The sequence below is a fragment of the Streptomyces sp. NPDC049040 genome (assembly GCF_043197715.1).
GTDB lineage: Bacteria > Actinomycetota > Actinomycetes > Streptomycetales > Streptomycetaceae > Actinacidiphila.
In genome coordinates, this window is the sequence record NZ_JBICTO010000003.1 from 509,150 (window position 1) to 531,003 (window position 21,854).

Genomic DNA, 21,854 nt, shown 5'->3' on the forward strand with positions numbered 1-21,854 from the left:
CGAAGGACCCGCGGGCGTCACGACAGCCCGCGGGTCCGGTGGACCGCACTGCGCTCAGCGCGCAGGGTCACGCCGCCTTCGGGGCGTTCACATCCGCGGGCAGCGCCTTCTGCGCGACCTCGACCAGCGCCGCGAAGGCGTTGGCGTCGTTGACGGCCAGCTCGGCGAGGATCTTGCGGTCGACCTCGACGTTGGCGGCCTTGAGGCCCTGGATGAAGCGGTTGTAGGTGATGCCGTTGGCGCGGGCAGCGGCGTTGATGCGCTGGATCCACAGCTGACGGAAGTCGCCCTTGCGCTTCTTGCGGTCGTTGTAGTTGTAGACCAGGGAGTGGGTGACCTGCTCCTTGGCCTTGCGGTACAGGCGCGAACGCTGCCCGCGGTAACCGCTGGCCTGCTCCAGGATCGCCCGGCGCTTCTTCTGGGCGTTGACTGCCCGCTTGACGCGTGCCACTTGATAACTCCTTCTAGGGGACCGCGGTCGTACTCACGCGGCCCGAAAGCGAATGGACTCCCGACCCGGGACGGTGCACCCCGGCCGGGGCACGGCCGTCACTTGCCGAGCAGCTTCTTGATCTTCTTGGCGTCGGGCTTGGCCACCTCGACCGTGCCGGTCAGGGCGCGCGTCTTGCTGGACGGCTTGTGCTCGAGCAGGTGGCGCTTGCCGGCGCGCTCGCGCAGCACCTTGCCGGAGCCGGTGATCTTGAAGCGCTTGCTCGCACCACTGTGCGTCTTGTTCTTCGGCATGGCGCCGTAGTCTCCTCGTCGCTGGCCCTCCCGTCCGCCCGAGGGCGCACGGAGAGCGTCAGTTCTGCATTACCGACCCGGGGCCGGGGGCTCCGGGATGTCCTTCGTCTCAGCCGGCGTCGGCCGGGGCCTCGACCTGCTCGTCCGCGTCCACGTCCACGTCGGCATCCGCGTCCGCCGACGCGTCGCCCTGGCGGCTCGCCTTGCGGGCGGCCTGCGCCTCGCGGGCCTCGGCCATGGCCTCGGTCTTCTTCTTGTGCGGACCGAGGACCATGATCATGTTCCGGCCGTCCTGCTTGGGGTTCGACTCGATGAAGCCGAGCTCCTGGACGTCCTCCGCGAGCCGCTGCAGCAGCCGGTAGCCGAGCTCCGGCCGGGACTGCTCGCGACCACGGAACATGATCGTGATCTTGACCTTGTCGCCCTGCTTGAGGAACCGGACGACGTGACCCTTTTTGGTGTCGTAGTCGTGCGGGTCGATCTTCGGCCGGAGCTTCATCTCCTTGATGACCGTGTGCGCCTGGTTCTTGCGCGCCTCACGGGCCTTCATGGCCGACTCGTACTTGAACTTCCCGTAATCCATGAGCTTGCACACGGGCGGACGTGCGTTCGCCGCTACCTCGACCAGGTCGAGGTCGTACTCCTGCGCAAGCTCCAGGGCCTTCGCAAGCGGCACGATGCCGACCTGCTCGCCACTGGGACCGACAAGTCGCACCTCGGGAACGCGAATCCGGTCGTTGATGCGGGGCTCGGCGCTGATGGGGCCTCCTCGGTTGCACCACGCGACTGACTGGCCGACAGCCGCGCATGAGTCTGTCTTCGTCCGACCGACCCGTACCCTGGGCGCAGAAAACGCCCCGTACGGGACACAGGCGGGGCTCCTCACAACCGGGAGCACCGCCGCGTTATTCCGCGGGGCGCATCGGACGGGGTCCCATCGGCGCCATGCCGATGCTTGCCGTCTGACCGGAACCCGTCGGCCTTCCGGCCGACCAGGTGGGAGATCGGAGCCTCCACTTGGTGGTCGGACACACTGGTGCCCGACCGGTCGTTAACCAAGCATACCAGCGCAGGGCCGGACACCGTAATCGGCCGGACGGGGCATATCGTGGCGGCATGAGCGACGCATCTGCCCCCGGCTTCGACGACCTGACCCGCGACATCGCGGACGTGCCCGCCGTCGAGGTGATCACCACGGTGGCCGTGCACCTGATGAGCGCGGCGGCGGTGAACCTCGGCCTGGCCGAGGAGGGCGCGCATCACAAGGACCTCGACGAGGCCCGCAAGCTCATCCAGGCACTGGCCGGCCTGGTCACCGCGAGCGCGGGCGAGATCAGCACCTATCACGCGGCGCCCCTGCGCGACGGGCTGAAGTCGCTGCAACTCGCCTTCCGCGAGGCGTCCGTGGTGCCGGACGAGCCGGGGCAGGGACCCGGCGAGAAGTACACGGGCCCGGTCTTCGGCTGACCGCCGCCCCCGGCGGGCGCACCGCCCCCGGCCGGCCGCGGCGGCGGCCGCTCCTCCTCGACTCGGCTCGTCCACGCGCGTCAGCCCTCCTCGCCGACGGCCCTGGCGGCCGTCTCCGACTCGGCCGCAGCGGCCCTGGCCGCCTGGATCGCGGCGAGGGCCGGGTGGGTGACCTCATGGGCCAGCGCGGCGAGCACGGCGCCGACCAGGGGCGCGACCAGGAAGAGCCACACCTGCGTCAGCGCGGGGCTGCCCGCGAAGAGCGCCGGGCCCAGGCTGCGGGCGGGATTCACCCCGGTGCCGGTCAGCGGGATGCCGATCAGGTGGATCACGACGAGCACCATGCCGATGGGCAGCCCCGCGAAGCCGACCACCGCGATCCGGTGGGTGACCGCGAGCACCACGTAGACCAGCAGGAAAGTCATGATCAGCTCGGCCACGAAGGCGCCGAAGATGTTCACGCCGATCGCCGAGCGGGTGCCGTAGCCGTTCGTACCGAACGCGCCGTGCGTCCGCAGTCCCGGCACCTGCTTGGCGACCAGCAGCAGCAGGGCGGCGCCCACGATGGCGCCCAGGAACTGCGCGACCCAGTACTCGACGGCGGTGCGGACCGAGATCCGGCGCGCGACCAGCATGCCCAGGGTGACCGCCGGGTTCACGTGGCTGCCGGAGATCGGGCCCACGGCGTAGGCGATGGCCAGCAGGATCAGGCCGAATCCGAGCGCGATGCCCAGCGTGCCGATGAACTGCCCGGACAGCACGGCCGCGCCGACCGCGAAGAAGACCAGTACCAGCGTGCCGAGGAATTCACAGATGAACGCCCGCTCGTCCGCGGGCGTCCGATTCTCGGTGATCTTTCGCATGTCCATCCGGACCTCCACGAGGATGATCGCTTGCCTGCCTCGTATTGTCGGCCTACCGGGTGAAACGCACATCTCGGGCATAAGCCACACAGAATGGACATGGCGGTCCTCCGGGCCCTCCGCACCACGGGAGGTCTCCGGTCAGCGGGTGAAGAGCGGTTCCCCCGGCAGCGTGGCGTCCGGCGGCAGCAGGGCGAGGTCGATGCCCCGGCGCAACCCGGCCCGCAGCGTGTCGTCCGCGGCGAGGGCGGCGGCGAGCGCCCGGCCGGTCCGCTCGGCGTCCGCGCCGGGGGCCAGCACCAGGCCGAGGGTGCCGTCGCTGTCCTTGCCGGGCGTCAGGTGGGCCCGCACCACGCCCGGCTCGGCCGCCACCGCGGCCCGCAGGGCGGCGCGGACGTCGGGGTCCTCCATCGGTTCACCGCGGCCGGGGCCGAGGGCGGCGGCCCGCAGCGCGGAGCCCGTCAGCTCGTACGGGACGGGTCCCGCCAGGTCGATCAGCAGGGTGTCGGCACCCTCCTGCGCGAGTGCCCTGAGCGCCTGGTGCAGGGGTACGGCCACCGGCCGCGCGTCCTGCCGCCAGCGGGCCAGCGCGGCGGTCGAGGTGAACGCGGGCAGCGCCCGCCGCCCGTCCGGCGCCTGGATGGTCGGCACCGCCATGTCGCTGCTCTTGTCCCGGCGCAGCCCGTCCTCGCCGGTCTCCGCCTCGCCCAGTACGGCGACCACCGGGACCAGCAGGCGTGCGGTGTGCAGCGCCTCGATCACCGCGTCCTCTCGGCCGCGGTCGGCGGCCCACGCGGCGAGGGCCCCGGTCAGCGCGGGGGCCGCGGAGCCGTCGTCGTCGGCGTAACCGGAATCGGGGATGTTCTTCAGCGCCACTCCGGCAGCCTATCCGGCGGCGGTACGTCGGCGGCCGCCGCGGCGGCCGGGCGGCGCGGCCGGAACCAGAGCAGCGCGGCCAGCGCGACCAGCACCGCGCCGACCGCGCCGAAGGCGGCGGCGACGCCGTTGCCCAGGACGCTCGACCCGGCGGCCGGGACGGGCGCGGGATCGGGTCCCGAACCGAAGTAGCGGTGCGGGTAGGCCGCCGCGGTCGGCACCGGCGGGCCCGGCTCGAGCCGGGCCGCGGCGGTCAGCGCGGCGGCGGGGTCGATCTCGCCGGTGCCCAGCTCATCGCTCCTGCCGCCCTTGGGTTTGTGCCGGGTGGTCTCCTGGAGCACCTGCTTGATCTGCAGCGGGCTCAGATCCGGATGGGCGGACCTGAGCAGCGCGACGGCGCCCGAGACGTAGGCGGAGGCGGCGCTGGTGCCCACGCCGTCGTAGTACTTGCGGTCGGGGTCGGCCATCACGATGTCCTCCCCGGGCGCCGCGACGGAGGCGTACCAGCGGTGGGTGGAGAAGGCGGGGTGGCCGCCGCTCTGGTTCACCGCGGCCACCGCGATCACACCGGGATAGGCGGCCGGGTAGGACGAACGGTCGGCCTTGTCACCGCTGTTGCCCGCAGAGGCGACCACGACGACGCCCTTGCCGAGGGCGTACCGGATGGCGTCGGCCTCGGCCGCGACGGGCGCGGCGGTCGCGCTGTCGTCGCCGAGGGAGAGGTTGATGACGTCGGCGCCGTGGTCGACGGCCCAGCGGATGCCCTCGGGCAGCGCGCCGCCGCGGCTCTTCCTGGCCTTGTCGCGCTGCGGGTCCTTCTCCTCCAGGATGACCCGCACCGGGAGGATCTTGGCCCTGGGGGCGATCCCGAGCACGCCCTTGCCGCCGCCGCTGCCGTGGCCGTGCCCGGCGATGATCGCGGCCATGCCGGTGCCGTGGTTGGCCCATGCCGGGTCGCCATGGGCGGCGCCGAAGCCGACCAGGTCCTTGCCCGCCAGCACCTGGCCGGTGAGGTCGGGGTGGGTGGCGTCGACTCCCGTGTCGAGCACGGCGACGGTCACGCCGGCGCCCCTGGTGGTCTGCCAGGCCGTCTGCGCGTGCAGTGCGGACAGCGCCCACTGCCGGTCCCTGATGGTGTCCGCCGCGGCGGGCCCGCTGCCGAGGGCGAGGACCGCGGCGGCGGCCGCGACGACTGCGACCGGCCGGAGCAGCCGGGTGGTGCGGGGGTTCATCGGTGGGTCTTCTCCGTCCCCGGGACCGTGCGGTGTGCGACGGCCGCGGACTCTGCCGGGTCCTGCCGGGGCCGCCTGCTCGCGGCGGTCACCGGTGCTTCTCCGTCCCGGCGGCCGGGGTCGAGGCGGTGGCGGTGGGGTGCAGTTCGGCCTCGACGGTGGCGGTGAGCCGGTCGTGGACGGCCTTGGCGAGCCCGGTGGCGTCGTGGCCGAGGCCGGCCTGGGCGGGAGCGGTGGTGGCGCCGGCGGCCGTGGCCAGGGAGGCGGGCTGCGGGCTCTGCACGGCGCGGCCGTCGGCGAAGCCGCTCACCGCGTAGACGACGAAGGGCAGGTCGGCGGAGACCTGCACATCCCAGCTGCCGCGCTGCGCGGCGCCGAAGCGGGCCGCGGGGGTGCCGGGGAAGGCCACGGGACGGGGTATCAGATCGGTACGGTCGCCGAGGTGTTCGCCGGTCCAGCGCCGGCCGAGCGCCCGCATGCCGGCCGGGTCCGCCGCCGTGACCAGCAGGCCGACCGTGGTGACGGTGCTCGACGTGGAGTCGACGTAGGTCGCCCGCAGCAGCCGCAGGCAGCCGGTGGGCGCGAGCACCTGGTCGAGCAGCGGGTCGAACGCGCCCGCGCATCCGCCGGGCGCCGCGACGCCCACCCGGATCCAGACCCGGTCGGAGCCGCCAGGGCCCGCACCCTTGCCGTTCACCGTCCGCGGGAAGAGCGTGTCGACGGGTGCGCTGTGCCACACCTGGCGGGCCCGGCCGAACTCGGCGGCGCTCCCCGGGGCGGCCGACGGTGCCGCGTGCGGGCCGTGGTCGATCACGGCCCCCGCGATGGCGCCGCCGATGAGGCCGAGCCCGAGCACGACGCACAGGGCCGCGGCCCCCCTGGCGGCGCGGGTGCGCCGCGGGCCGCCCTGCGCCGCCGTCGTGAAGGGCGCGGGCGCGACGGGTGGCGGCGGTGCGGGGGCGGCCTGAGCGGGCTCGGCAGCCGGGGCCGGAGGCACCCGGGGCGGCGGCGGTGCGGGGGCGGCCTGAGCGGGCTCGGCAGCCGGGGCCGGAGGCACCCGGGGCGGCGGCGGGGCGGCGACGGGCGGCGGCGTGACCGTCACCCTCCGCGGCGGCTGAACGGGCGGCGGCGGTATGGGCGGGACGTCCGACACCGGCGGGGCCACCCGTGCCTCGGCCCGCGGCGGCGGAGGCGTCGCCCTCGGTGCGGGCGACGGCGCGGCGGCCCGCGGCGGCGGGGCCGTGCGGGTCGGCGGCGGGGGCGTGGCATTACCCGGCGGCGGGGTCTGCGGCGGCGGGGCGGCGGGGCGCGGCGGCACCCCACCGGGCTCGAACGGGCCCGGGGGCACCGCACCCGCGTCAGGCGCCGCGGCCGGTGCGGGCACCGAGGGTGGCGCGGGCGTGCGGGGCGGCCCGTCGGCCTCGGGGTCGGGGTCGGAAGGACCGGGCAGCCGGGTCGCCGGGTTGGGCGGCGGGGGGACGGGCCGGTGGCGCGGCGGCGGCGGGGTCGTACGGTCCTGGCCCCGGTCTTGCGGGTCCTGCTGCGGGGTGCGCGGGTGGAGGGTGGGGAACGGAGACGCCGGAGGTTCTCCGTTGTCCACTCCGGTACTCACCCGGCGCCCCCTTGTGCGACCTGTGCCTGCCGCCTGCGCGGCTTCGGCGTCACTCTACGGGGTTCTCGGGGCCTGCGGTTCCTGCGGGCCGCGGCCCGCAGGCCTACCGCTCAGTAGCCGGGTTCTGGCAAGCTGCGGCCATGTCAGAGCGCGCAGCCGACCGCACCCGGTACGACCGGGCCACCGCCCACCTCGACGCCCCGCTGGCCGTCGTGGACCTGGAGGCCTTCGACGCCAACGCCGCCGATCTGGCGCGGCGGGCGGCGGGCAAGCCGATCCGGATCGCGACCAAGTCCGTCCGCTGCCGGGCCCTGCTGGAACGCGCCCTGGAGCACGAGGGCTTCAGCGGCCTGATGTCCTTCACGCTCGCCGAGTCGCTGTGGCTGGCCAGAGCCGGCTTCACGGACGTCCTGCTGGCCTACCCCTCGGCGGACCGCAGCGGCTACGCGGAGCTGGCCGCCGACCCCAAGCTCGCCGCGGCGGTCACGGTGATGGTGGACGACGTGGCGCAGCTCGACCTGATCGACGCGGCCCGCGGGGCGGGCAGCGAGACCGTCAAGGTCTGCCTCGAACTCGACACCAGCCTGCGCAAGCTGGCGGGACGGCTGCGGGTCGGCGCGCTGCGCTCCTCGCTGCACGACCCGGAGCCGCTGGCGGCGCTGGCCCGTACGGTCACCACCCGGCCGGGCTTCCGGCTGGTCGGCGTCATGGCGTACGAAGGCCACATCGCCGGCGTCGGCGACGCGGTGCCCGGCCGTCCGATGCGGTCCCTGGCCATACGCCTGATGCAGTCGGGGGCACGCAGGGAGCTGGCGGCGCGGCGCGCCGAGGCGGTACGGGCCGTGCGGGCGGTCGAGCCGGGCCTGGAGTTCGTGAACGGCGGCGGCACCGGCAGCGTGCAGACCACCGCGGCGGAGCCCGCGGTCACCGAGATCGCGGCGGGCTCCGGGCTCTACCTGCCGCGGCTCTTCGACAACTACACGTCCTTCAGCGGCCGTCCTGCCGCGCTTTTCGCGCAGCCGGTGGTGCGCCGCCCCGGCGTGGGCGTGGTCACGGTGCTCGGCGGCGGCTACCCGGCGTCCGGCGCGCCGGGGCGCGACCGGCTGCCGGTGCCGTATCTGCCCGAGGGGCTGCGCTACGACCCGCAGGAGGGCGCGGGCGAGGTGCAGACCCCGCTGCTGGGATCGCCCGCGGACGATCTGCTGATCGGCGACAAGGTGTGGTTCCGGCACGCGAAGGCCGGGGAGATGTGCGAGCGGTTCGCCGAACTGCACCTGATCGACGGCGACACGGTGACTGCCGTGGCGCCGACCTACCGCGGCGAGGGCAAGACCTTCCTGTGACGATGGCAGGGGAAGGCCCGGCCGCCGCCGCGGTCGGGGCGTCGGCGGGGGTCAGACGCCGGTGCCGGTGCCCCCGGTGCCGCCGCTGCCCTGGCTGGTGTCGGACTTGATGCCCTGGGTGATCTGGTCGATCACGTCGACGCCCGGCGCCTTGTCGGCGATGTCGAAGCCGAAGCGGACCAGGACCATCTGCTTGGTGGTCGGGGAGGGGAAGGCCAGCGACTCGACGTATCCGCTGGTGCCGGACTTGGTGACGACCTTCCAGCGCACCAGGTAGCCCTTCTGCCCCGCCACGGTCACGGAGCCGGCCTTGATCTGCTGGTGCGAGGTGGTCACGCCGTAGGTGTCCTTGCTGTAGGACTGCGAGGCGTTCTGCGCGATGTCCTGCTTGGCCGCGTCCTCCGCGGAGGTGGCGGTGATCTCCACGCCGATGGCCGGCATCGACGACACCCCGCCGAGCGAGCAGGTCCCGCCGCCGGTGCCGGGGCAGGCGTAGGAGCCGGTCGTCAGGCCTGCACCGGTCGACCCCGAGGTGCCCTTCCAGCCGTCGGGCACCGGCAGGCTGATCGCGTCGTAGGCGTCGATGGCGGACTTGCCGTCGTTGCGCGGCGACTGGTCGTCGCCGCCGCCGCTGTCGCCCTCGGACGGCTGCGGTGCGGGTGCTGGTATCCGGCCGCCGGTGTGGGTGGGCGTCGGCGTGGACTTCGCGTCGCTCTTGTCGTCGTCCTTGCCCAGGATGAACACACCCGCGATGATCGCGGCTATCAGGACCAGCGAGGCGGCCAGTGCGATCACCACGGTCCCGGTGCGCTTCCCGCCGCCGCCCGGTGAGCCGTCCGCGGGGTAGCCGGGGTATCCGCCGTATATCTGGTCGGCCGGCTGGCCGTATCCGGGGTACGCCTGCGGGGCCGCCGGCGCCGGCGCGGTCCTGGTGTACTCCGTCCACGCGGAACCGTCCCACCAGCGTTCCATCGCCGGGCCGTTGCCTGTGTGCCCGGGTTCTGGATACCAGCCGGGCGGGGTCGTCGTCGTCACGGCGGTCACCCTATGGCCCCAGCATGAGAATCCCGTAAGCGGGCGGCGGCGCTCATGCGCGGAACGGCTGGCCGCGGGGCGCGGGATTGCGGGTCAGGGCGAGGAGATCGCGGGCCGGCCCTGCCGGCCGGTGCCCCGACGGCCACACGGCGCGCAGCTCCCGGCGCAGGTCGAGCCCTGCCACCGGCACCTCGACCAGCCGGTGGGCGGACAGTTCGTCCGCGACGGCGAGTTCGCTCAGGACGGCGGGTCCCGCGCCGCCGACGGCAGCGGTCTTGACGGCGGTGGTGGAGGCGAGTTCCAGCAGCGGCAGGGCCGGCCCGCCGTGCACGGCGAGGCCCGCGTCCAGCACCTGCCGGGTGCCGGAGCCCTCCTCGCGCAGCAGCAGCGGGGTGGCGGCCAGCTCCGCGGCGGGCAGCGGCCGGCGGCGGGCCGCCCAGGGGTGCCGGGGGGCGACGACGACCAGCAGCCTGTCGTGCCCGATCACGGCGGCGTCGAGGGCCGCGGGCACGTCGAGGCCCTCGACGAAGCCGAGGTCGGCCTCTCCCGCGGCGACCTGCCGGGCGACGACCACGGAATTGCCCGCGGCCAGCGACACCGCGGTGCCGGGGTGCCGCCCGTGCAGCGCGGTCAGCCAGCCGGGCAGCAGGTATTCGGCGACCGTCATGCTGGCCGCGACCCGCAGCCGCGAGTCCCGCCGCCCGCGCAGCGCCCGGGCCCCGGCGTCGAAGTCCTCCGCGGCCTCCAGCACCCGGCGCGCCCACTCGGTGACCAGCGCGCCGGAATCCGTCAGTGCCGACCCGCCCGGCGAACGCCGGACCAGTGCCACCCCGAGCCGCCGTTCGAGCCCGCGCAGCCGCCCGCTGGCGGCCGGCTGGCTGATGCCCAGTTCCCGTGCGGCCCGCCCCAGGCTTCCCAGCCGCGCGACGGCGACCAGCAGCTCCATGGCCGCGAGGTCCGGCACGCGTCCCGCCAGCGGCCCGCCGCCGTGCCCCGTCCCGCGGGCGCGCCCGGCGGGACCGCCCGGGGCGGTGCCCTCGCCGGGCGGGGCGGGCTCGTCGCCTGCGGCGGGGCCGGTGCTGGTCATAAGGCAAGCTTATGACCCGATAGCCCGGCGGGTGCTACCGGCGGGCCGCGGCCCCGCCGATCGTGGAGGGCATGACCACTGCTGTCGCGGCCGGGATCCGCGTGCGTACCGAGGCCCTCCGGCACGTCGGGCCGAACTGGTACGCCGGCGTCATGGGGACGGCGATCGTGGCGAACGCCGGGGCGGTGGTCCCCGGGCGCCCCGGATGGCTGCCGGAGGTGTGCACCGGGATCTGGGTGCTGGCGGCCGCGCTGCTGGTGCTGCTGCTCGCGGTCCGCGCGGCGCACTGGGCCCGGTACCCCGACGAGGCGCGGCGGCAGTTGCTCGACCCGGCGGTCGCGCCCTTCCACGGCTGCATGCCGATGGCCCTGCTCTCGGTCGGCTCGGGCGCGCTGACCCTGGGGCCGCGGGTGGTCGGCGAGCGGGCGGCGGTGATCGCGGACGCGGCGCTGTGGACTGCGGGCACCGCGAGCGCGCTGCTGGTGGCGGTGGCGGTGTCGTATCTGATGGTCACCCGGCACCGGATCGCCACCGCGGACGCCTCGCCCGTGTGGCTGCTGCCGGTGGTCGCACCGATGGTCGCCGCCGCCCTCGGGCCCGCCCTGGTGCCGCGGCTGGCGGTGGGCGGCAGGCAGGCACGCGAGGCGCTGCTCCTCGGCTGCTACGCGATGTTCGGCCTGAGCCTGCTGGCCACGCTGATGATGCTGCCGCTGGTGTGGGGGCGGCTGCTGCGCCACGGGCCGCTGCCGGTGGCGCTGACCCCGGCGCTCTTCCTGGTGCTCGGGCCGCTGGGCCAGTCCACGACGGCGGTCGGCGCGCTCGCGGACGCGGCACCGTACGCGGTCGCGCCGCCGTACGCGACGGCGCTGCGCGGAGTCGCCGTCCTCTACGGTGTGCCGGTCATGGGCTTCGCGCTGCTGTGGCTGGCGCTGGCCGCGGCCATGGTGGGGCGGGCGGCCCGCCGGGGGATGCGGTTCTCGATGACCTGGTGGGCCTTCACCTTCCCCGTCGGCACCTGCGCGACCGGCGCCGCCTCGCTGGCCCGGCACACCGGGCTGCATGCGGCGGCATGGCTGGCGGCGGCCCTCTACGCCGTCCTGGTCGCCGCCTGGGCCGCCGCGGCGACGGGCACCGTCAGGGGCTTGCTGGCGGGCGGGCTGCCGGCGCCTGCCGCTCAGCCCGCGGCCGCCGCGGCCAGCGCCCGGGACAGTGAGGCGGGCGCCTCGGTGAGCGAGGGTCCGTACCAGGTCAGGTGGCGCCCGCTGACCAGGGCGGCGGGCACTCCGGGGAAGGCCTCGGGGCCGTCGCCCGCGCTGAAGCGGTAGGGCTCGTCGGGGAGCACCACCAGGTCGGGGCGGGCGGCCCGCAGCGCGGGCAGCGGGATGCGGGGGTAGCGCTCGGTGTGCCCGGCGTGGGTGTTGAGCACGCCGAGCCTGCCGAGCAGATCGCCCGCGAAGGTGTCGCGGCCGAGCACCATCCAGGGGCGCCGCCAGATCGGCACCACCGCGCGCAGCGTGCGCGTCGGCACCGCCACGTCCCGCCAGGCGGCCTCGGCCGCGTCCAGCCAGCCGGGGCGGTCCAGGCCGCAGCCCCCGGTGAGCACCCGGTCCAGCTCGGCGAACGCCTGCGGCAGCGACCGCACTTCCGTGACCAGCACGCGCACGCCGGCGGCGCGCAGCGCGTCGAGGTCGGCGGGGCGGTTCTCCTCCTCGTTGGCGACCACCAGGTCGGGGGCGAGCGCGGTGACCGCGGCCACGTCCGGGTTCTTGGTGCCGCCGATCCGCGCCACGTCCAGGTCCGCCGGGTGGCTGCACCAGTCGGTGGCCCCGACCAGCAGCCCGGGCGCTGTCAGGGCGACCGCCTCGGTGAGCGAGGGCACGAGCGACACGACACGGCGTACGGCGCAGCCGCGCCCCCGGTTCAGGTGAGCCATCGGCCCACCGTACGGCCGGCTGTCGGTGGTGCGTGCGATGCTGGCGCGGTGACCGACCAGAACCCCGGCGGCAAGCTGCTGCTGCTCGACACGGCGAGCCTGTACTTCCGCGCGTATTTCGGCGTGCCCGACTCGGTGAAGGCGCCCGACGGCACCCCGGTCAACGCGGTCCGCGGGCTGCTGGACTTCATCAGCCGGCTGGTCACCGACCACTCCCCCGGCGGGCTCGTCGCGTGCATGGACGCGGACTGGCGCCCGCAGTGGCGGGTGGACCTCATCCCGTCGTACAAATCGCACCGCGTCGCCGACGAGGCCGAGGGCACCGAGGAGGTGCCCGACACGCTGTCCCCGCAGGTGCCGGTGATCGAGGCGGTGCTCGACGCGATCGGCATCGCCAGGGTCGGGGTGCCCGGTTACGAGGCGGACGACGTCATCGGCACCCTGGCGTCCGCCGCCCCCGGGCCGGTCGCGATCGTCACCGGCGACCGCGACCTCTTCCAGCTGGTGGACGACACCCGCGGGGTGCGGGTGCTGTATCCGCGCAAGGGCGTCGGGGACTGCGACGTGATCGACGAGGCCGCCATCGGGGAGCGGTACGGCGTCAGGGCCGGCCAGTACGCCGACTTCGCCGCGCTGCGGGGCGACCCGAGCGACGGCCTCCCCGGTGTGAAGGGCATCGGCGAGAAGACGGCGGCGCAGCTGGTGACGGAGTACGGCGACCTCGCCGGGGTGCGGGCGGCCGCCGCCGACCCCTTCTCGCGCCTCACACCAGCCCGGCGGCGCAACATCGCCGCGGCGGCGGACTACCTCGACGTCGCGCCGACGGTGGTCGCCGTCGCGAAGGACGTCCCGCTGCCGGTCTTCGACCCCGCGCTCCCCCGCACCCCCGCCTCCCCCGGCGAGCTGCGGTCGCTGGCCGCCCGCTGGGGTCTCGGCGGCTCGCTCTCCCGCCTGGTCGACGCCCTCGCCTCCGCGGGCTGACGCCCCCGCACTGACGGCGCGCGGCCGCCAGGTGTCTGCTGCCCGGCGGTGTTCCGTCCCGAAAGCTCCGGGTCCCGGTGCTGCTCACCCGCTATACGCATCATGTATAGCGGGTGTGTAGAGTGACCACCCGCGCCCCACGGCGCACAGCGTTCACACAGCCAGGCACCAACCCCCGGAGGACCCGCCATGCCGAAAACGCCCCGTACGGTCCGGCGGACCGCGTTGACCGCGGGACTCGCGGCGGCGGCCCTCGCCTTCTCGCTGACCGGCTGCGCCACCTACGACGCGCAGTCGCCGAAGAGCGCGCGCGAGGCGGCGTATAAGGCGGCGGACACCGACGGCAAGGGGGGCGCCGGCGGCAAGGCGGCGCTGCCTGCCGGGGCGGTGGACTGCCGCAAGGCCAAGTGCATAGCCCTGACCTTCGACGCCGGGCCGAGCGAGCACACCCCGGCGCTGCTGAAGGTGCTGGCGCAGAAGAAGGTACGGGTGACCTTCTTCCTGCTCGGCCACAACCATGTCGACAAGTACCCCGACCTGGTGCGGCAGATGGGGCAGAACGGCAACGTGCTGGGCAACCACACCTGGACCCACCGCCGGCTGACCGACCTCAAGCCCGCCGAGATCCGCACCGAGCTCGACCACCTCGACTCCGAGGTGGAGCGGCTGACCGGCAAGCGGCCCACCCTCATGCGGCCGCCGCAGGGGCGCACCGACAAGAAGGTCTCCGCGGTGTGCAAGGAGCTGGGCCTGGCGCAGGTGCTGTGGAGCGACACCGCGAGCGACTACGCCACCACCGACTCGGCCCTGATACACAAGCGGATACTCAAGGACGCGAGCCGGGACGGCATCATCCTGCTGCACGACCTCTACAAGGGGACGGTCCCGGCCGTCCCCGGCATCATCGACGCGCTGCGGGCGGAGGGCTACACCTTCGTGACGGTGCCGGAACTCCTCGCACCCGCAGCGCCGGAGCCGGGCAAGGTCTACCGGCCCTGACCCCTCAGCACCGGTTGACGGCCGCGAGCACCGCGCGTACCGAGGCGGTCAGCACCGAGGTGTCGCGCCCCGCTCCCCACCGGACACTGCCACCGACCCGGCAGCGGGCGTAGGCGACCGCGGGGCTGTCGGGACCGGAACCGGTGGCGTGCTCGGCGTAGTCGAGGATGTCCACCTCGATGCCGGCGCCTGACAGTGCGGCGGCCAGCGCCGACAGCGGGCCGTTGCCCGTGCCGCGCACCTCGACGGGCGGGCGGCCGGCTCCGCGCAGCACCCCGCCGAAGTCGTGGACGCCGGGGGCGGTTTGCGCGGTGCGCCAGTCGGAGACGGCCAACGGGCCGTCGGCCGGGGCGAGATAGGCCTCCTCGAACAGCTCCCACAGCTCCTTGGCGGTGATCTCCGCGCCGCTGTCGTCGGCGGCGCGCTGCACGATGCGGGAGAAGTCCGCGCGCAGCGGGGCCGGCAGGTCCAGGCCGTGGTGGGTGGCCAGCAGATAGCCGACACCGCCCTTGCCCGACTGGCTGTTGACCCGGATCACCGCCTCGTAGTCGCGGCCGATGTCGGCGGGGTCGATCGGCAGGTAGGGCACCGCCCAGGGCAGTTCCCCGGCGGGCAGGCCCGCCTCCGCGGCCAGCCGGGCGTGCCGGTCGAAGCCCTTCTTGATGGCGTCCTGGTGGGTGCCGGAGTAGGCGGTGTGCACCAGGTCGCCGGCGTACGGGTGGCGGCCGGGGACCGGCAGCCGGTTGCAGTGCTCGACGGTGCGGCGGATCTCGTCGATGTCGGAGAAGTCGACCATCGGGTCGACTCCCTGGGTGTGCAGGTTGAGCGCGAGCGTCACCAGGTCGACGTTGCCGGTGCGTTCACCGTTGCCGAACAGGCAGCCCTCGACGCGCTGGGCACCGGCCAGCACGGCGAGTTCGGCGCAGGCGACGCCCGTACCGCGGTCGTTGTGCGGGTGCACGGACAGGATCACCGCGTCCCTGCGGTCCAGGTGGTGGTGCATGTACTCGATCTGGTCGGCGTAGACGTTCGGGGTGGCGATCTCCACGGTGGCCGGCAGGTTGTGGATCACCGGCCGGTCGGGCGAGGCGTCCCACAGCCCGGTGAGCCCGTTGCAGACCTCCAGGACGTAGTCGGGCTCCGTCATGTTGAAGACCTCGGGCGAGAACTCGAAACGCACACCTGGCCGCCCTGCGGCCAGCCGGGCCATCTGCGTGGCCGACTCCTCGATCAGCGCGCGCAGTTCGCGCCGGTCGCGGCCGATCACGACCTCCCGCCACACCGGGGCCGTCGCGGTGTACAGGTGCACGACGACCCGGGTCAGGCCGCGGATCGAGGCGAAGGTGGTCTCGATGAGGTCGGCGCGGGCCGCGGTGAAGACCACGACCGTCACGTCGTCGGGGACGGCGCCGCTGTCGGCCAGATGGCGTACGAAGTCGAAGTCGGTGCGGCTGGCGGAGGGGTAGCCGACCTCGATCTCCTTGTAGCCCATCGCGATCAGCAGGTCGAACATCCGGCGCTTGCGGGCCGGGTCCATGGGTTCCGCCAGCGCCTGGTTGCCGTCCCGCAGGTCGACCGGCACCCACAGGGGTGCCTGCTCGATCCGCCGCGACGGCCACCTCCTGGCGTTCACGGCGGGGATCCCGACCCGCTCGTGGGCGGGCCGGTAGCGGTGCGACGGCATCGCGCTGCCGCGCTGCGGGTTCCACGGCGGCGCGGCGGGCGGCACCGGGCCGCGCGGGCTGCGCAGGGTGGGGAAGGCGGTGGCCTCGGGTGAGGTGGTCATGGGGTGCGTCCGTTCCTGGGTGCGTGCCGGGACGACCGGCAGCACCGAACCCCGTGGCGGGGTGCCGGTCGCTTCAGGCCCCGCCACGGCATCCGAGAAGGAGACCCCGCTGCGTCATGCCGGGTAGACTAACGGTGATCAAGTCCTCAGACAACCTGAGAGGTGAGCTCCCCATGGCGCTCGGTTCACTGCGGCCCAGCCCGCTGGTCGAACAGGCCACCGAGCATCTGCGCGAGCAGATCCTCGGCGGGCAGTGGCCGGTGGGCACCAAGCTGCCCGGCGAGACCGCGCTCGCCGCGTCACTCGGCGTCGGGCGGTCGACCGTACGCGAGGCGGTGCGGGCACTCGCCGAGGCCGGACTGGTCAAGTCCCGGCAGGGCGCGGGGGTCTTCGTGGTCTCCACAGAGCCGCACGAGGACTTCGGGACCAGGCTGCGGCGGGCGGCCGTCGCCGAGGTCTACGAGGTGCGGGCGATGATCGAGGTGCAGGCGGCGCGGCTCGCCGCGGAGCGGCGCACCGACGCCGACATCGAGGCGATGGTCGCCGCGCTCGCCGCGCGACGGCTCGCCGCTGCGGCTGACGACGCGGCCTTCGTCGACGCCGACATCGCGCTGCACTCGGCCATCGTGGCCGCGGCCCGCAATCCCGTGCTCACCGACCTCTTCGCCGAGTTCGCCCCGGCGCTGCGGGAGGCCCTGGTCGACCTCGTCGACCTGCTCGGCCTGCGCGAGGCCGACCCCGCCACGGGGGACGCGGCGCACGCGGCGCTGGTCTCGGCCATCGCCTCCGGCGCGGCGGGAGAGGCCGAGCACATCCTCGACGCGGAACTCTCCGCGACCCTGAACCGCCTCCGGCGCTGAGCCCGCCAGGGGGTGCTCCTCGCGGTCGGGTACCGCGGTCTCCCACCCGCGGCGGGACCCGCCCGCGGCCGGTTCGCACCCGCGTCCCGCGCCCGCCCGCGGTCACGCCGTCACCGGTCGCCGAGCGGAACCGGCAGTTCCGGGGGGCGGCGCGCCGGAAAAGGATCATGCGCATAGGGTCTGGGCATGCCGCTGAGCCACCTGGTCCTCTCGTCCGGTCTCTCGATCGAACTCGCAGAACTGCGGATGTCCTCGACCTACAGGGGACTTCTGGAGGGCTACCCCTACAAACGCATCAACGACATGCGGGTCACAGGCCTGGGCCGGATGGCCGAACGGGCCTTTCCCTCCGCGCCGTTCCATCTCGTGCCGCCCTCCCGCGAGTACCCGGACCAGAGCGGCGGCGCCTTCGGCCCTGTCGAGGTGCTGCCCGCGGTGGCCTGCATCGGTCTCTTCGTCTCGACGGCGGTCGACCCCGGACTCGACCCGGTGCTGCACCGCTCGGCTCTCGCCGTGGCCTGGTTCCAGCCCCTCCCTGACGTGCCGTCGGGCACGGATGCCGATCCCGCGCTTCGCGCCATCCGCTGGGAGGAGCTGGCCAGGGACCACGAGCTCTGAGGGCATCCGCCGAGGTCGCCCGCGTGCTTCCGCTCTGCGGTCGGTCCTGGCCTGCCGCCCGGCCCCGGGCCGGATGCGGGGGGGAGGGGCCGGACGCGCGGTCCGGCCCCTCCCCCGGCCGGCGGTCAGTCCTTCAGGAGGCTGAAGTTCGCGGTGGTCGTCACCCCCTTGACGATGCGGATCGTCGTCGTGGTCGGCTGGTAGCCGTCCTTGGCCACGATCAGCTGGAGGGGGTTGTTCCTGACGTCGAGCCAGAGCGCGTAGGTGCCGTCCTTGGCGGTCTTGAGGGTGTAGTGGGTCGCCCAGGTGTTGATCTGCACGGTCGCGCCGCTGAGCGGCGCACCGCCGGAGGACACCGTGCCGGTGATCTTGCCCCAGGTGGCAGGCGGCTTGACGGTGAGCGAGACACCCACCGGCGCGAGCGGGTAAGGCGTGTCGGAGGCGAGGGCGAGCCCTGCGGTGTACGTGCCGGGCTGGCTGATGTCCGGCGCGGACGCGTCGAGCGTGACCGTCACGGTCGCGCTGGCACCGGGCTGCACGGTGACCGTGTCCGCGCTCTCGCTCAGCCAGCTGACGTCGGCGCTGTCGGCCTGGTCGTAGCCCGGCAGGACCTCCGCGGTCTTCGCGGGGACCTGGCCGGCGAGGCCGCCGACGGCGTAGAAGCCGGTGGAGCCGCCGCCGCGGTAGAGCGAGGCGGTGGAGTTCGGCAGGGCCGTCCAGGTGTTGTCGTCGGGCTGGTAGGCCCAGGTCTGGTTGGTCAGGGCCGCGCCCGCGTTGACGGCGCCGCCCTTGACCAGCAGCAGCCCGTTGGCGGAGGTGTAGGCCGCGCCCCAGGCGTCGGTGGGCTGGTCGGCGATCGGCGACCAGGCGTCGGCCGCCGGGTCGTAGACGTAGCCGTGGGTGATGCTGCCCGCGTCGGTGGTGCCGCCGGCGCAGTAGAGCTTGCCGCTGACGGCGCCGCAGGACTCCCAGGCGACGTCCTCGGGGTAGGCGGCCGCCGTGGACCAGGTGTTGGTGGCGGGGTCGTACGCCGTCACGTCGGTGACACCGCACGCGTCGGCGGTGCACCCGCCGACCGAGTACAGCTTGCCGTTCAGCACCGCGGAGCCCGCGCCCGCGTAGGGCTTGGGCGAACTGGCCCCGGTGCTCCACGCGTTGGTGGCGATGTCGTAGATCTCGAGCTTGGCGTCGGGGTTGCCGCTCGCGCCCCAGCCGCCCGACGCGTAGATCTTGCCGTTGATGACGCCGTGCGCGGGTGCCTCACGGGTGTCGGCGGCGGAGGCGAGCTTCGTCCAGGCGCCGCTGTCCGCGCTGTACGCGTACATGTCGCTGGTGTCGTCGAGACCGGTGTAGCCGAACACCGAGTAGACGGTGCCCTGGTAGCTGACGACCGCGTTGTCGCCGACCGGGACCGGCAGGTCGGGCACCGGCTGCCAGGCGTCGCCCGCGGCGTTCGGGGCGGCGGTGGCGGCCTTGGAGGTGGCACCGGCCTTCGCACCATGCGCGGCCAGCGACAGCGGCGAGTAGCGGCCCTTGACCAGGTTGAGCGGGGCGCCGGCCTTCGCGACCACGACGCCGCCCGGGGTCTCGCCCAGGGTCAGGGTGGCCGGCGCGGTGCCGGTGTTCTTGACCGTCAGGGTCTGGGACGTGCTCTTGCCCCAGGCGACCGTCTTGTCGATCGAGGCCGGGGTGACCTTGAGCCGGCCGGCCTTGAGGGCGAGGTTGCGCGCGACGACGCCGTCCGGCGGGATGTTCGCGATGGCGGACGCACCGGTGTAGTGCGAGGCCGCCGCGCTGATCGGGTGCTTGCCTGTCAGGTGGGAGAAGGTCCAGTAGAAGCCGTCGCCCAGGTTCGGGTCGTCCGGGGTGGCGCTGGTGGTGGTGTGGTCGGCGGGCCGGTCGGTGCTGGTGACGGTGGCGCCGTTGACCCCCGCCTTGGTGTTGGCGTCCGTGACGTTGCCGACCACCAGGCCGCCGGGCACCGGGTCGTAGGTGCGCTTGCCGACGAAGATGTTGTCCAGCTGCCACCAGTAGGCCCAGCTGCCGGTGTAGTGGAAGCGCAGCCGTACGTCGCTCTTGCCCGCGTAGCCGCTCAGCGGGATCTCGACGTGGGCTCCGGCCACCGTGGTGGTGGTCTTCTCCCACACCGTGGACCAGGTGGCGCCGCCGTCGCCTGAGACGTCCACGTCCGCGGTGGAGTTGGAGAACGACTTGTAGTCGGTGTCGAAGCCGAGGATCGGCGCGGTGTCGCCGCTCAGGTCGTAGGACGGCGAGAGCAGGGAGGTGTCCTGGTCCAGGTCCTGCCCGATGTCGTCGCTGTCGATGATGGCGAAGCCGCCGCTGCCGCCTGTGCGGTTGCCCCGGCTGCCCGGGTCGTCGAAGGTCCAGCCGCCGGTGGTGCCGTCGGCGTCGGCGACGCTCCAGCCGGCCGGCGGGGCGGTGGTGGAGGTGAAGGGCTCGGTGGCGCCGTCCAGGTTCACCGCGTAGCCGGGTGCCTCGGTGGAGGAACTGTCCACCGGCACGGCCACGTTGAGGGTCTGGTCGGCCGACCCGACCTGCACCGCCTTGCTCACCGCCTGGTATCCGGGGTAGTTGGCGGCGATGTGCAGCGTGTAGGAGGCGTTCTGCGGCAGCGTCAGGGTGTAGGCGCCGGTGGCGGGGTCGGTGAAGACCGGTCCGCCGGGCACGCCGTCGGCGGTGATCGTGGCGTAGAGCGGCCAGCCGTGTCCCGAACCGTCGTTGACCCGCCCGGAGACGGTCCTGGTGGGCACCGCGTCGAGGGCGAAGGACTCCGTGACGGTGGCGCCGTCGGCGAGGTCGACGCCGCTCGCGCTGCCGGTGGAGTAGCCGTACGCGGCGGCCGTCAGGTCGTAACTGCCCGGGGGCACGTCGAGCTTGTAGGTGCCGTCGGCGCCGGTGGTCGCGCTGTGGTCTCCGGCCTTGACGGTGGCGCCGGCGATCGGCGCGCCGGTGGCCCGGTCGGTGACGGTGCCGGTGAAGACGCCGTGCGGGCCGCTGGTGAAGGCGGCGAGGCCGTTGGGCGTGCCAAGACCGGTGGGGCCGTCCCAGCCGGGTCCCGCGGTGCACAGGGCGTCGGGGGTGCAGGAGCCGTTGTCGCCCGCGGTCACGTCGTTGAGCGATCCGGGCTTGGCGTACGGGTAGGCGTTGGGGTAGGTGCCCTCGCCGGGGGTGCCGGCCGACGCGTAGACGCCCGCGATCAGCGGGGAGGCGGCGCTGGTGCCGCCGTAGACCGCCCAGCCGTCGTTGCCGTAGGTCTGGTAGACCGCGACGCCGGTGACCGGGTCGGAGACCGCCGCGACGTCGGCCTCACCGCGCATGTCGCAGACGCTGTCGGTCTGGAAGGCGGGCTTGGGCTCGTAGAGCGAGCAGCCGGAGCCCGGGGCGCCGTGCGAGTTGTTCCACACCGACTCGCGCCAGCCGCGGGCGGTGCCCGGGTCCCTGGCGAGCGCGGTGCCGCCGACGGCCGTGACGTACGGCGAGACGGCGGGGTAGCTCACCCCGAAGCCGTCGTCACCGCTCGACGCGACGACCGCGACGCCCGGGTGGTTGTAGTACGGGTCCATGCTGCTGGCCTCTGACGGGTCCTCACCGCTGCCGGGAGTGCTGTCGTAGCCAGTGCCGTAGGAGTTGGAGACGTACTTCGCGCCCAGCGCGACCGCCTGGTCCACCGAGGCGCCCAGGTCGTCGAAGAACGCCGAGTCCGCCTCGACCAGCAGGATGTGCGCGTTGGGCGCGGCCGCCGACACCATGTCGAGGTCGAGCGAGATCTCGCCCGCCCAGTCGGGGTCGGGGTCGGGGAGGTCGCTGCCGCCGCGCTGGCTGACCTTGCTGAAGCAGCCGTTGGCGGTGGTGCACTCCGGCAGCCCGTACTGCTGGCGGTAGACCGCCAGGTCCGCCTCCGCCGTCGGGTCGTCGTAGGCGTCCACGATGGCGACGGTCTGGCCCGCGCCGCCGTCGGGCGGCAGCGCGTACGCGCTCTGCAGATCGGTCGCGCCGAAGCCGTCGGGGGTGGCGGCGTGCGGCTGGACGCCCGCCCTGGCCGGCACGTCGGTCCTGCGCAGCGCGAAGCAGGAGAACTCCCCCGGCTTGGCGTCCGCGCACTGGCGTACGACGTCCGGCCGGTGGGACGGCGCGGCGGACGCCGGTGCGGCGGCGGGAAGTTGCAGGCCCACCACGGCGAGGGCGGCCGAGGCGAGAGACGCCACCACACCGGCGGTGCGGCGGCTGCGTCTGGGAACGGGTATGCGCAAGGGGTTCTCCCTGGGGCGGGTGGGACCGCGCCGCGGCGGCGGCCGTCGCGGTTGGTCACGGTCGATCAGACCGCTGGCGTATACCTGTGCCACACATGCACCAAGGATTCGTCAAACCCTTGACGAATACCTGACATCGCGGGTCCC

General features: G+C 74.1%; 18 protein-coding genes and 1 pseudogene. 7 read left to right on the top strand and 12 right to left on the bottom strand.

What is annotated here, in order from left to right; all coding sequences use genetic code 11:
* Positions 1 to 67 precede the first annotated feature (67 nt).
* The 3 genes from rplT to infC all read right to left on the bottom strand — a co-directional run bounded on the left by rplT (position 68) and on the right by infC (position 1,504).
* On the bottom strand, positions 68 to 451 hold the full coding sequence (gene rplT, locus ACGFMP_RS11460) for a 50S ribosomal protein L20 (RefSeq protein WP_033178180.1): 384 nt from the start codon (positions 449 to 451) through the stop codon (positions 68 to 70).
* 98 nt (positions 452 to 549) lie between these two features.
* Complete coding sequence (rpmI, locus tag ACGFMP_RS11465) at positions 550 to 744, bottom strand: 50S ribosomal protein L35 (protein ID WP_033178181.1); 195 nt, start codon at positions 742 to 744, stop codon at positions 550 to 552.
* A gap of 109 nt (positions 745 to 853) precedes the next feature.
* Positions 854 to 1,504 carry a translation initiation factor IF-3 gene (gene infC, locus ACGFMP_RS11470; RefSeq protein WP_393672146.1) on the bottom strand — a complete coding sequence of 217 codons (651 nt, stop codon included), beginning with the start codon at positions 1,502 to 1,504 and terminating at the stop codon, positions 854 to 856.
* Between the two features lie 356 nt (positions 1,505 to 1,860).
* On the opposite strand from infC, the gene ACGFMP_RS11475 reads away from it, so the two are divergent.
* On the top strand, positions 1,861 to 2,211 hold the full coding sequence (locus ACGFMP_RS11475) for a DUF1844 domain-containing protein (RefSeq protein WP_393671867.1): 351 nt from the start codon (positions 1,861 to 1,863) through the stop codon (positions 2,209 to 2,211).
* Positions 2,212 to 2,291: 80 nt separating this feature from the next.
* Here ACGFMP_RS11475 and ACGFMP_RS11480 read toward each other — a convergent pair whose 3' ends face one another.
* From ACGFMP_RS11480 to ACGFMP_RS11495, 4 genes are all read right to left on the bottom strand, one after another.
* Positions 2,292 to 3,080: an MIP family channel protein gene (locus tag ACGFMP_RS11480; RefSeq protein WP_393671868.1), complete on the bottom strand. Its 789-nt coding sequence runs from the start codon at positions 3,078 to 3,080 to the stop codon at positions 2,292 to 2,294.
* A gap of 135 nt (positions 3,081 to 3,215) precedes the next feature.
* On the bottom strand, positions 3,216 to 3,950 hold the full coding sequence (locus ACGFMP_RS11485) for an SseB family protein (RefSeq protein WP_393671870.1): 735 nt from the start codon (positions 3,948 to 3,950) through the stop codon (positions 3,216 to 3,218).
* Positions 3,941 to 5,182 carry a type VII secretion-associated serine protease mycosin gene (gene mycP / locus ACGFMP_RS11490; protein ID WP_393671872.1) on the bottom strand — a complete coding sequence of 414 codons (1,242 nt, stop codon included), beginning with the start codon at positions 5,180 to 5,182 and terminating at the stop codon, positions 3,941 to 3,943. Before mycP ends, ACGFMP_RS11485 begins: the two co-directional genes overlap by 10 nt.
* Positions 5,183 to 5,270: 88 nt before the next feature.
* Positions 5,271 to 6,038, bottom strand: coding sequence for a hypothetical protein (locus tag ACGFMP_RS11495; protein ID WP_393671873.1), 768 nt, complete (start codon positions 6,036 to 6,038; stop codon positions 5,271 to 5,273).
* Between the two features lie 896 nt (positions 6,039 to 6,934).
* On the opposite strand from ACGFMP_RS11495, the gene ACGFMP_RS11500 reads away from it, so the two are divergent.
* Complete coding sequence (locus ACGFMP_RS11500) at positions 6,935 to 8,137, top strand: amino acid deaminase/aldolase (protein ID WP_393671874.1); 1,203 nt, start codon at positions 6,935 to 6,937, stop codon at positions 8,135 to 8,137.
* A 51-nt stretch (positions 8,138 to 8,188) separates the two neighbouring features.
* On the opposite strand, the gene ACGFMP_RS11505 is transcribed toward ACGFMP_RS11500, so the two are convergent.
* Together ACGFMP_RS11505 and ACGFMP_RS11510 are read right to left on the bottom strand one after the other, a co-directional pair.
* Positions 8,189 to 9,172 carry a DUF2510 domain-containing protein gene (locus tag ACGFMP_RS11505; protein WP_393671876.1) on the bottom strand — a complete coding sequence of 328 codons (984 nt, stop codon included), beginning with the start codon at positions 9,170 to 9,172 and terminating at the stop codon, positions 8,189 to 8,191.
* A 52-nt stretch (positions 9,173 to 9,224) separates the two neighbouring features.
* Positions 9,225 to 10,118, bottom strand: coding sequence for a LysR family transcriptional regulator (locus ACGFMP_RS11510; RefSeq protein WP_393672148.1), 894 nt, complete (start codon positions 10,116 to 10,118; stop codon positions 9,225 to 9,227).
* A gap of 212 nt (positions 10,119 to 10,330) precedes the next feature.
* Here ACGFMP_RS11510 and ACGFMP_RS11515 point away from each other — a divergent pair.
* Positions 10,331 to 11,464, top strand: a pseudogene (locus ACGFMP_RS11515) (TDT family transporter); the annotation flags it as partial.
* On the opposite strand, the gene ACGFMP_RS11520 reads toward ACGFMP_RS11515, so the two are convergent.
* Entirely contained in the window at positions 11,434 to 12,192 is a 759-nt protein-coding gene (locus tag ACGFMP_RS11520; protein ID WP_393671877.1) for a helical backbone metal receptor, read from the bottom strand. The pseudogene ACGFMP_RS11515 and the gene ACGFMP_RS11520 sit on opposite strands and share 31 nt — an antisense overlap.
* 78 nt (positions 12,193 to 12,270) lie before the next feature.
* On the opposite strand from ACGFMP_RS11520, the gene ACGFMP_RS11525 reads away from it, so the two are divergent.
* Together ACGFMP_RS11525 and ACGFMP_RS11530 are read left to right on the top strand one after the other, a co-directional pair.
* Entirely contained in the window at positions 12,271 to 13,173 is a 903-nt protein-coding gene (locus ACGFMP_RS11525; protein WP_393672149.1) for a 5'-3' exonuclease H3TH domain-containing protein, read from the top strand.
* A gap of 189 nt (positions 13,174 to 13,362) precedes the next feature.
* Positions 13,363 to 14,172, top strand: a complete 810-nt coding sequence (locus tag ACGFMP_RS11530; RefSeq protein WP_393671878.1) for a polysaccharide deacetylase family protein — start codon at positions 13,363 to 13,365, stop codon at positions 14,170 to 14,172.
* 4 nt (positions 14,173 to 14,176) lie between these two features.
* Here ACGFMP_RS11530 and leuA read toward each other — a convergent pair whose 3' ends face one another.
* Positions 14,177 to 15,958: a 2-isopropylmalate synthase gene (gene leuA, locus ACGFMP_RS11535; protein ID WP_393671879.1), complete on the bottom strand. Its 1,782-nt coding sequence runs from the start codon at positions 15,956 to 15,958 to the stop codon at positions 14,177 to 14,179.
* A 173-nt stretch (positions 15,959 to 16,131) separates the two neighbouring features.
* Between leuA and ACGFMP_RS11540 the strand changes: the two genes are divergently transcribed.
* Positions 16,132 to 16,818 carry a FadR/GntR family transcriptional regulator gene (locus tag ACGFMP_RS11540; protein WP_393671880.1) on the top strand — a complete coding sequence of 229 codons (687 nt, stop codon included), beginning with the start codon at positions 16,132 to 16,134 and terminating at the stop codon, positions 16,816 to 16,818.
* Positions 16,819 to 17,004: 186 nt separating this feature from the next.
* Complete coding sequence (locus tag ACGFMP_RS11545; protein ID WP_393671881.1) at positions 17,005 to 17,436, top strand: hypothetical protein; 432 nt, start codon at positions 17,005 to 17,007, stop codon at positions 17,434 to 17,436.
* 125 nt (positions 17,437 to 17,561) lie between these two features.
* Here the strand turns inward: ACGFMP_RS11545 and ACGFMP_RS11550 are convergent, their stop codons facing one another.
* On the bottom strand, positions 17,562 to 21,707 hold the full coding sequence (locus tag ACGFMP_RS11550; RefSeq protein ID WP_393671883.1) for a carboxypeptidase regulatory-like domain-containing protein: 4,146 nt from the start codon (positions 21,705 to 21,707) through the stop codon (positions 17,562 to 17,564).
* Between the last annotated feature and the right edge of the window lie 147 nt (positions 21,708 to 21,854).

Excerpts from the sequence above, each read along its gene's own strand:
- ACGFMP_RS11520 (WP_393671877.1), bottom strand. The coding sequence starts at position 12,192 with ATGGCTCACCTGAACCGGGGGCGCGGCTGCGCCGTACGCCGTGTCGTG.
- ACGFMP_RS11500 (WP_393671874.1), top strand. The coding sequence starts at position 6,935 with ATGTCAGAGCGCGCAGCCGACCGCACCCGGTACGACCGGGCCACCGCC.
- ACGFMP_RS11510 (WP_393672148.1), bottom strand. The coding sequence starts at position 10,118 with ATGGAGCTGCTGGTCGCCGTCGCGCGGCTGGGAAGCCTGGGGCGGGCC.
- ACGFMP_RS11540 (WP_393671880.1), top strand. The coding sequence starts at position 16,132 with ATGGCGCTCGGTTCACTGCGGCCCAGCCCGCTGGTCGAACAGGCCACC.
- leuA (WP_393671879.1), bottom strand. The coding sequence starts at position 15,958 with ATGACCACCTCACCCGAGGCCACCGCCTTCCCCACCCTGCGCAGCCCG.
- ACGFMP_RS11480 (WP_393671868.1), bottom strand. The coding sequence starts at position 3,080 with ATGGACATGCGAAAGATCACCGAGAATCGGACGCCCGCGGACGAGCGG.
- mycP (WP_393671872.1), bottom strand. The coding sequence starts at position 5,182 with ATGAACCCCCGCACCACCCGGCTGCTCCGGCCGGTCGCAGTCGTCGCG.
- rpmI (WP_033178181.1), bottom strand. The coding sequence starts at position 744 with ATGCCGAAGAACAAGACGCACAGTGGTGCGAGCAAGCGCTTCAAGATC.
- ACGFMP_RS11545 (WP_393671881.1), top strand. The coding sequence starts at position 17,005 with ATGCCGCTGAGCCACCTGGTCCTCTCGTCCGGTCTCTCGATCGAACTC.
- ACGFMP_RS11530 (WP_393671878.1), top strand. The coding sequence starts at position 13,363 with ATGCCGAAAACGCCCCGTACGGTCCGGCGGACCGCGTTGACCGCGGGA.
- ACGFMP_RS11475 (WP_393671867.1), top strand. The coding sequence starts at position 1,861 with ATGAGCGACGCATCTGCCCCCGGCTTCGACGACCTGACCCGCGACATC.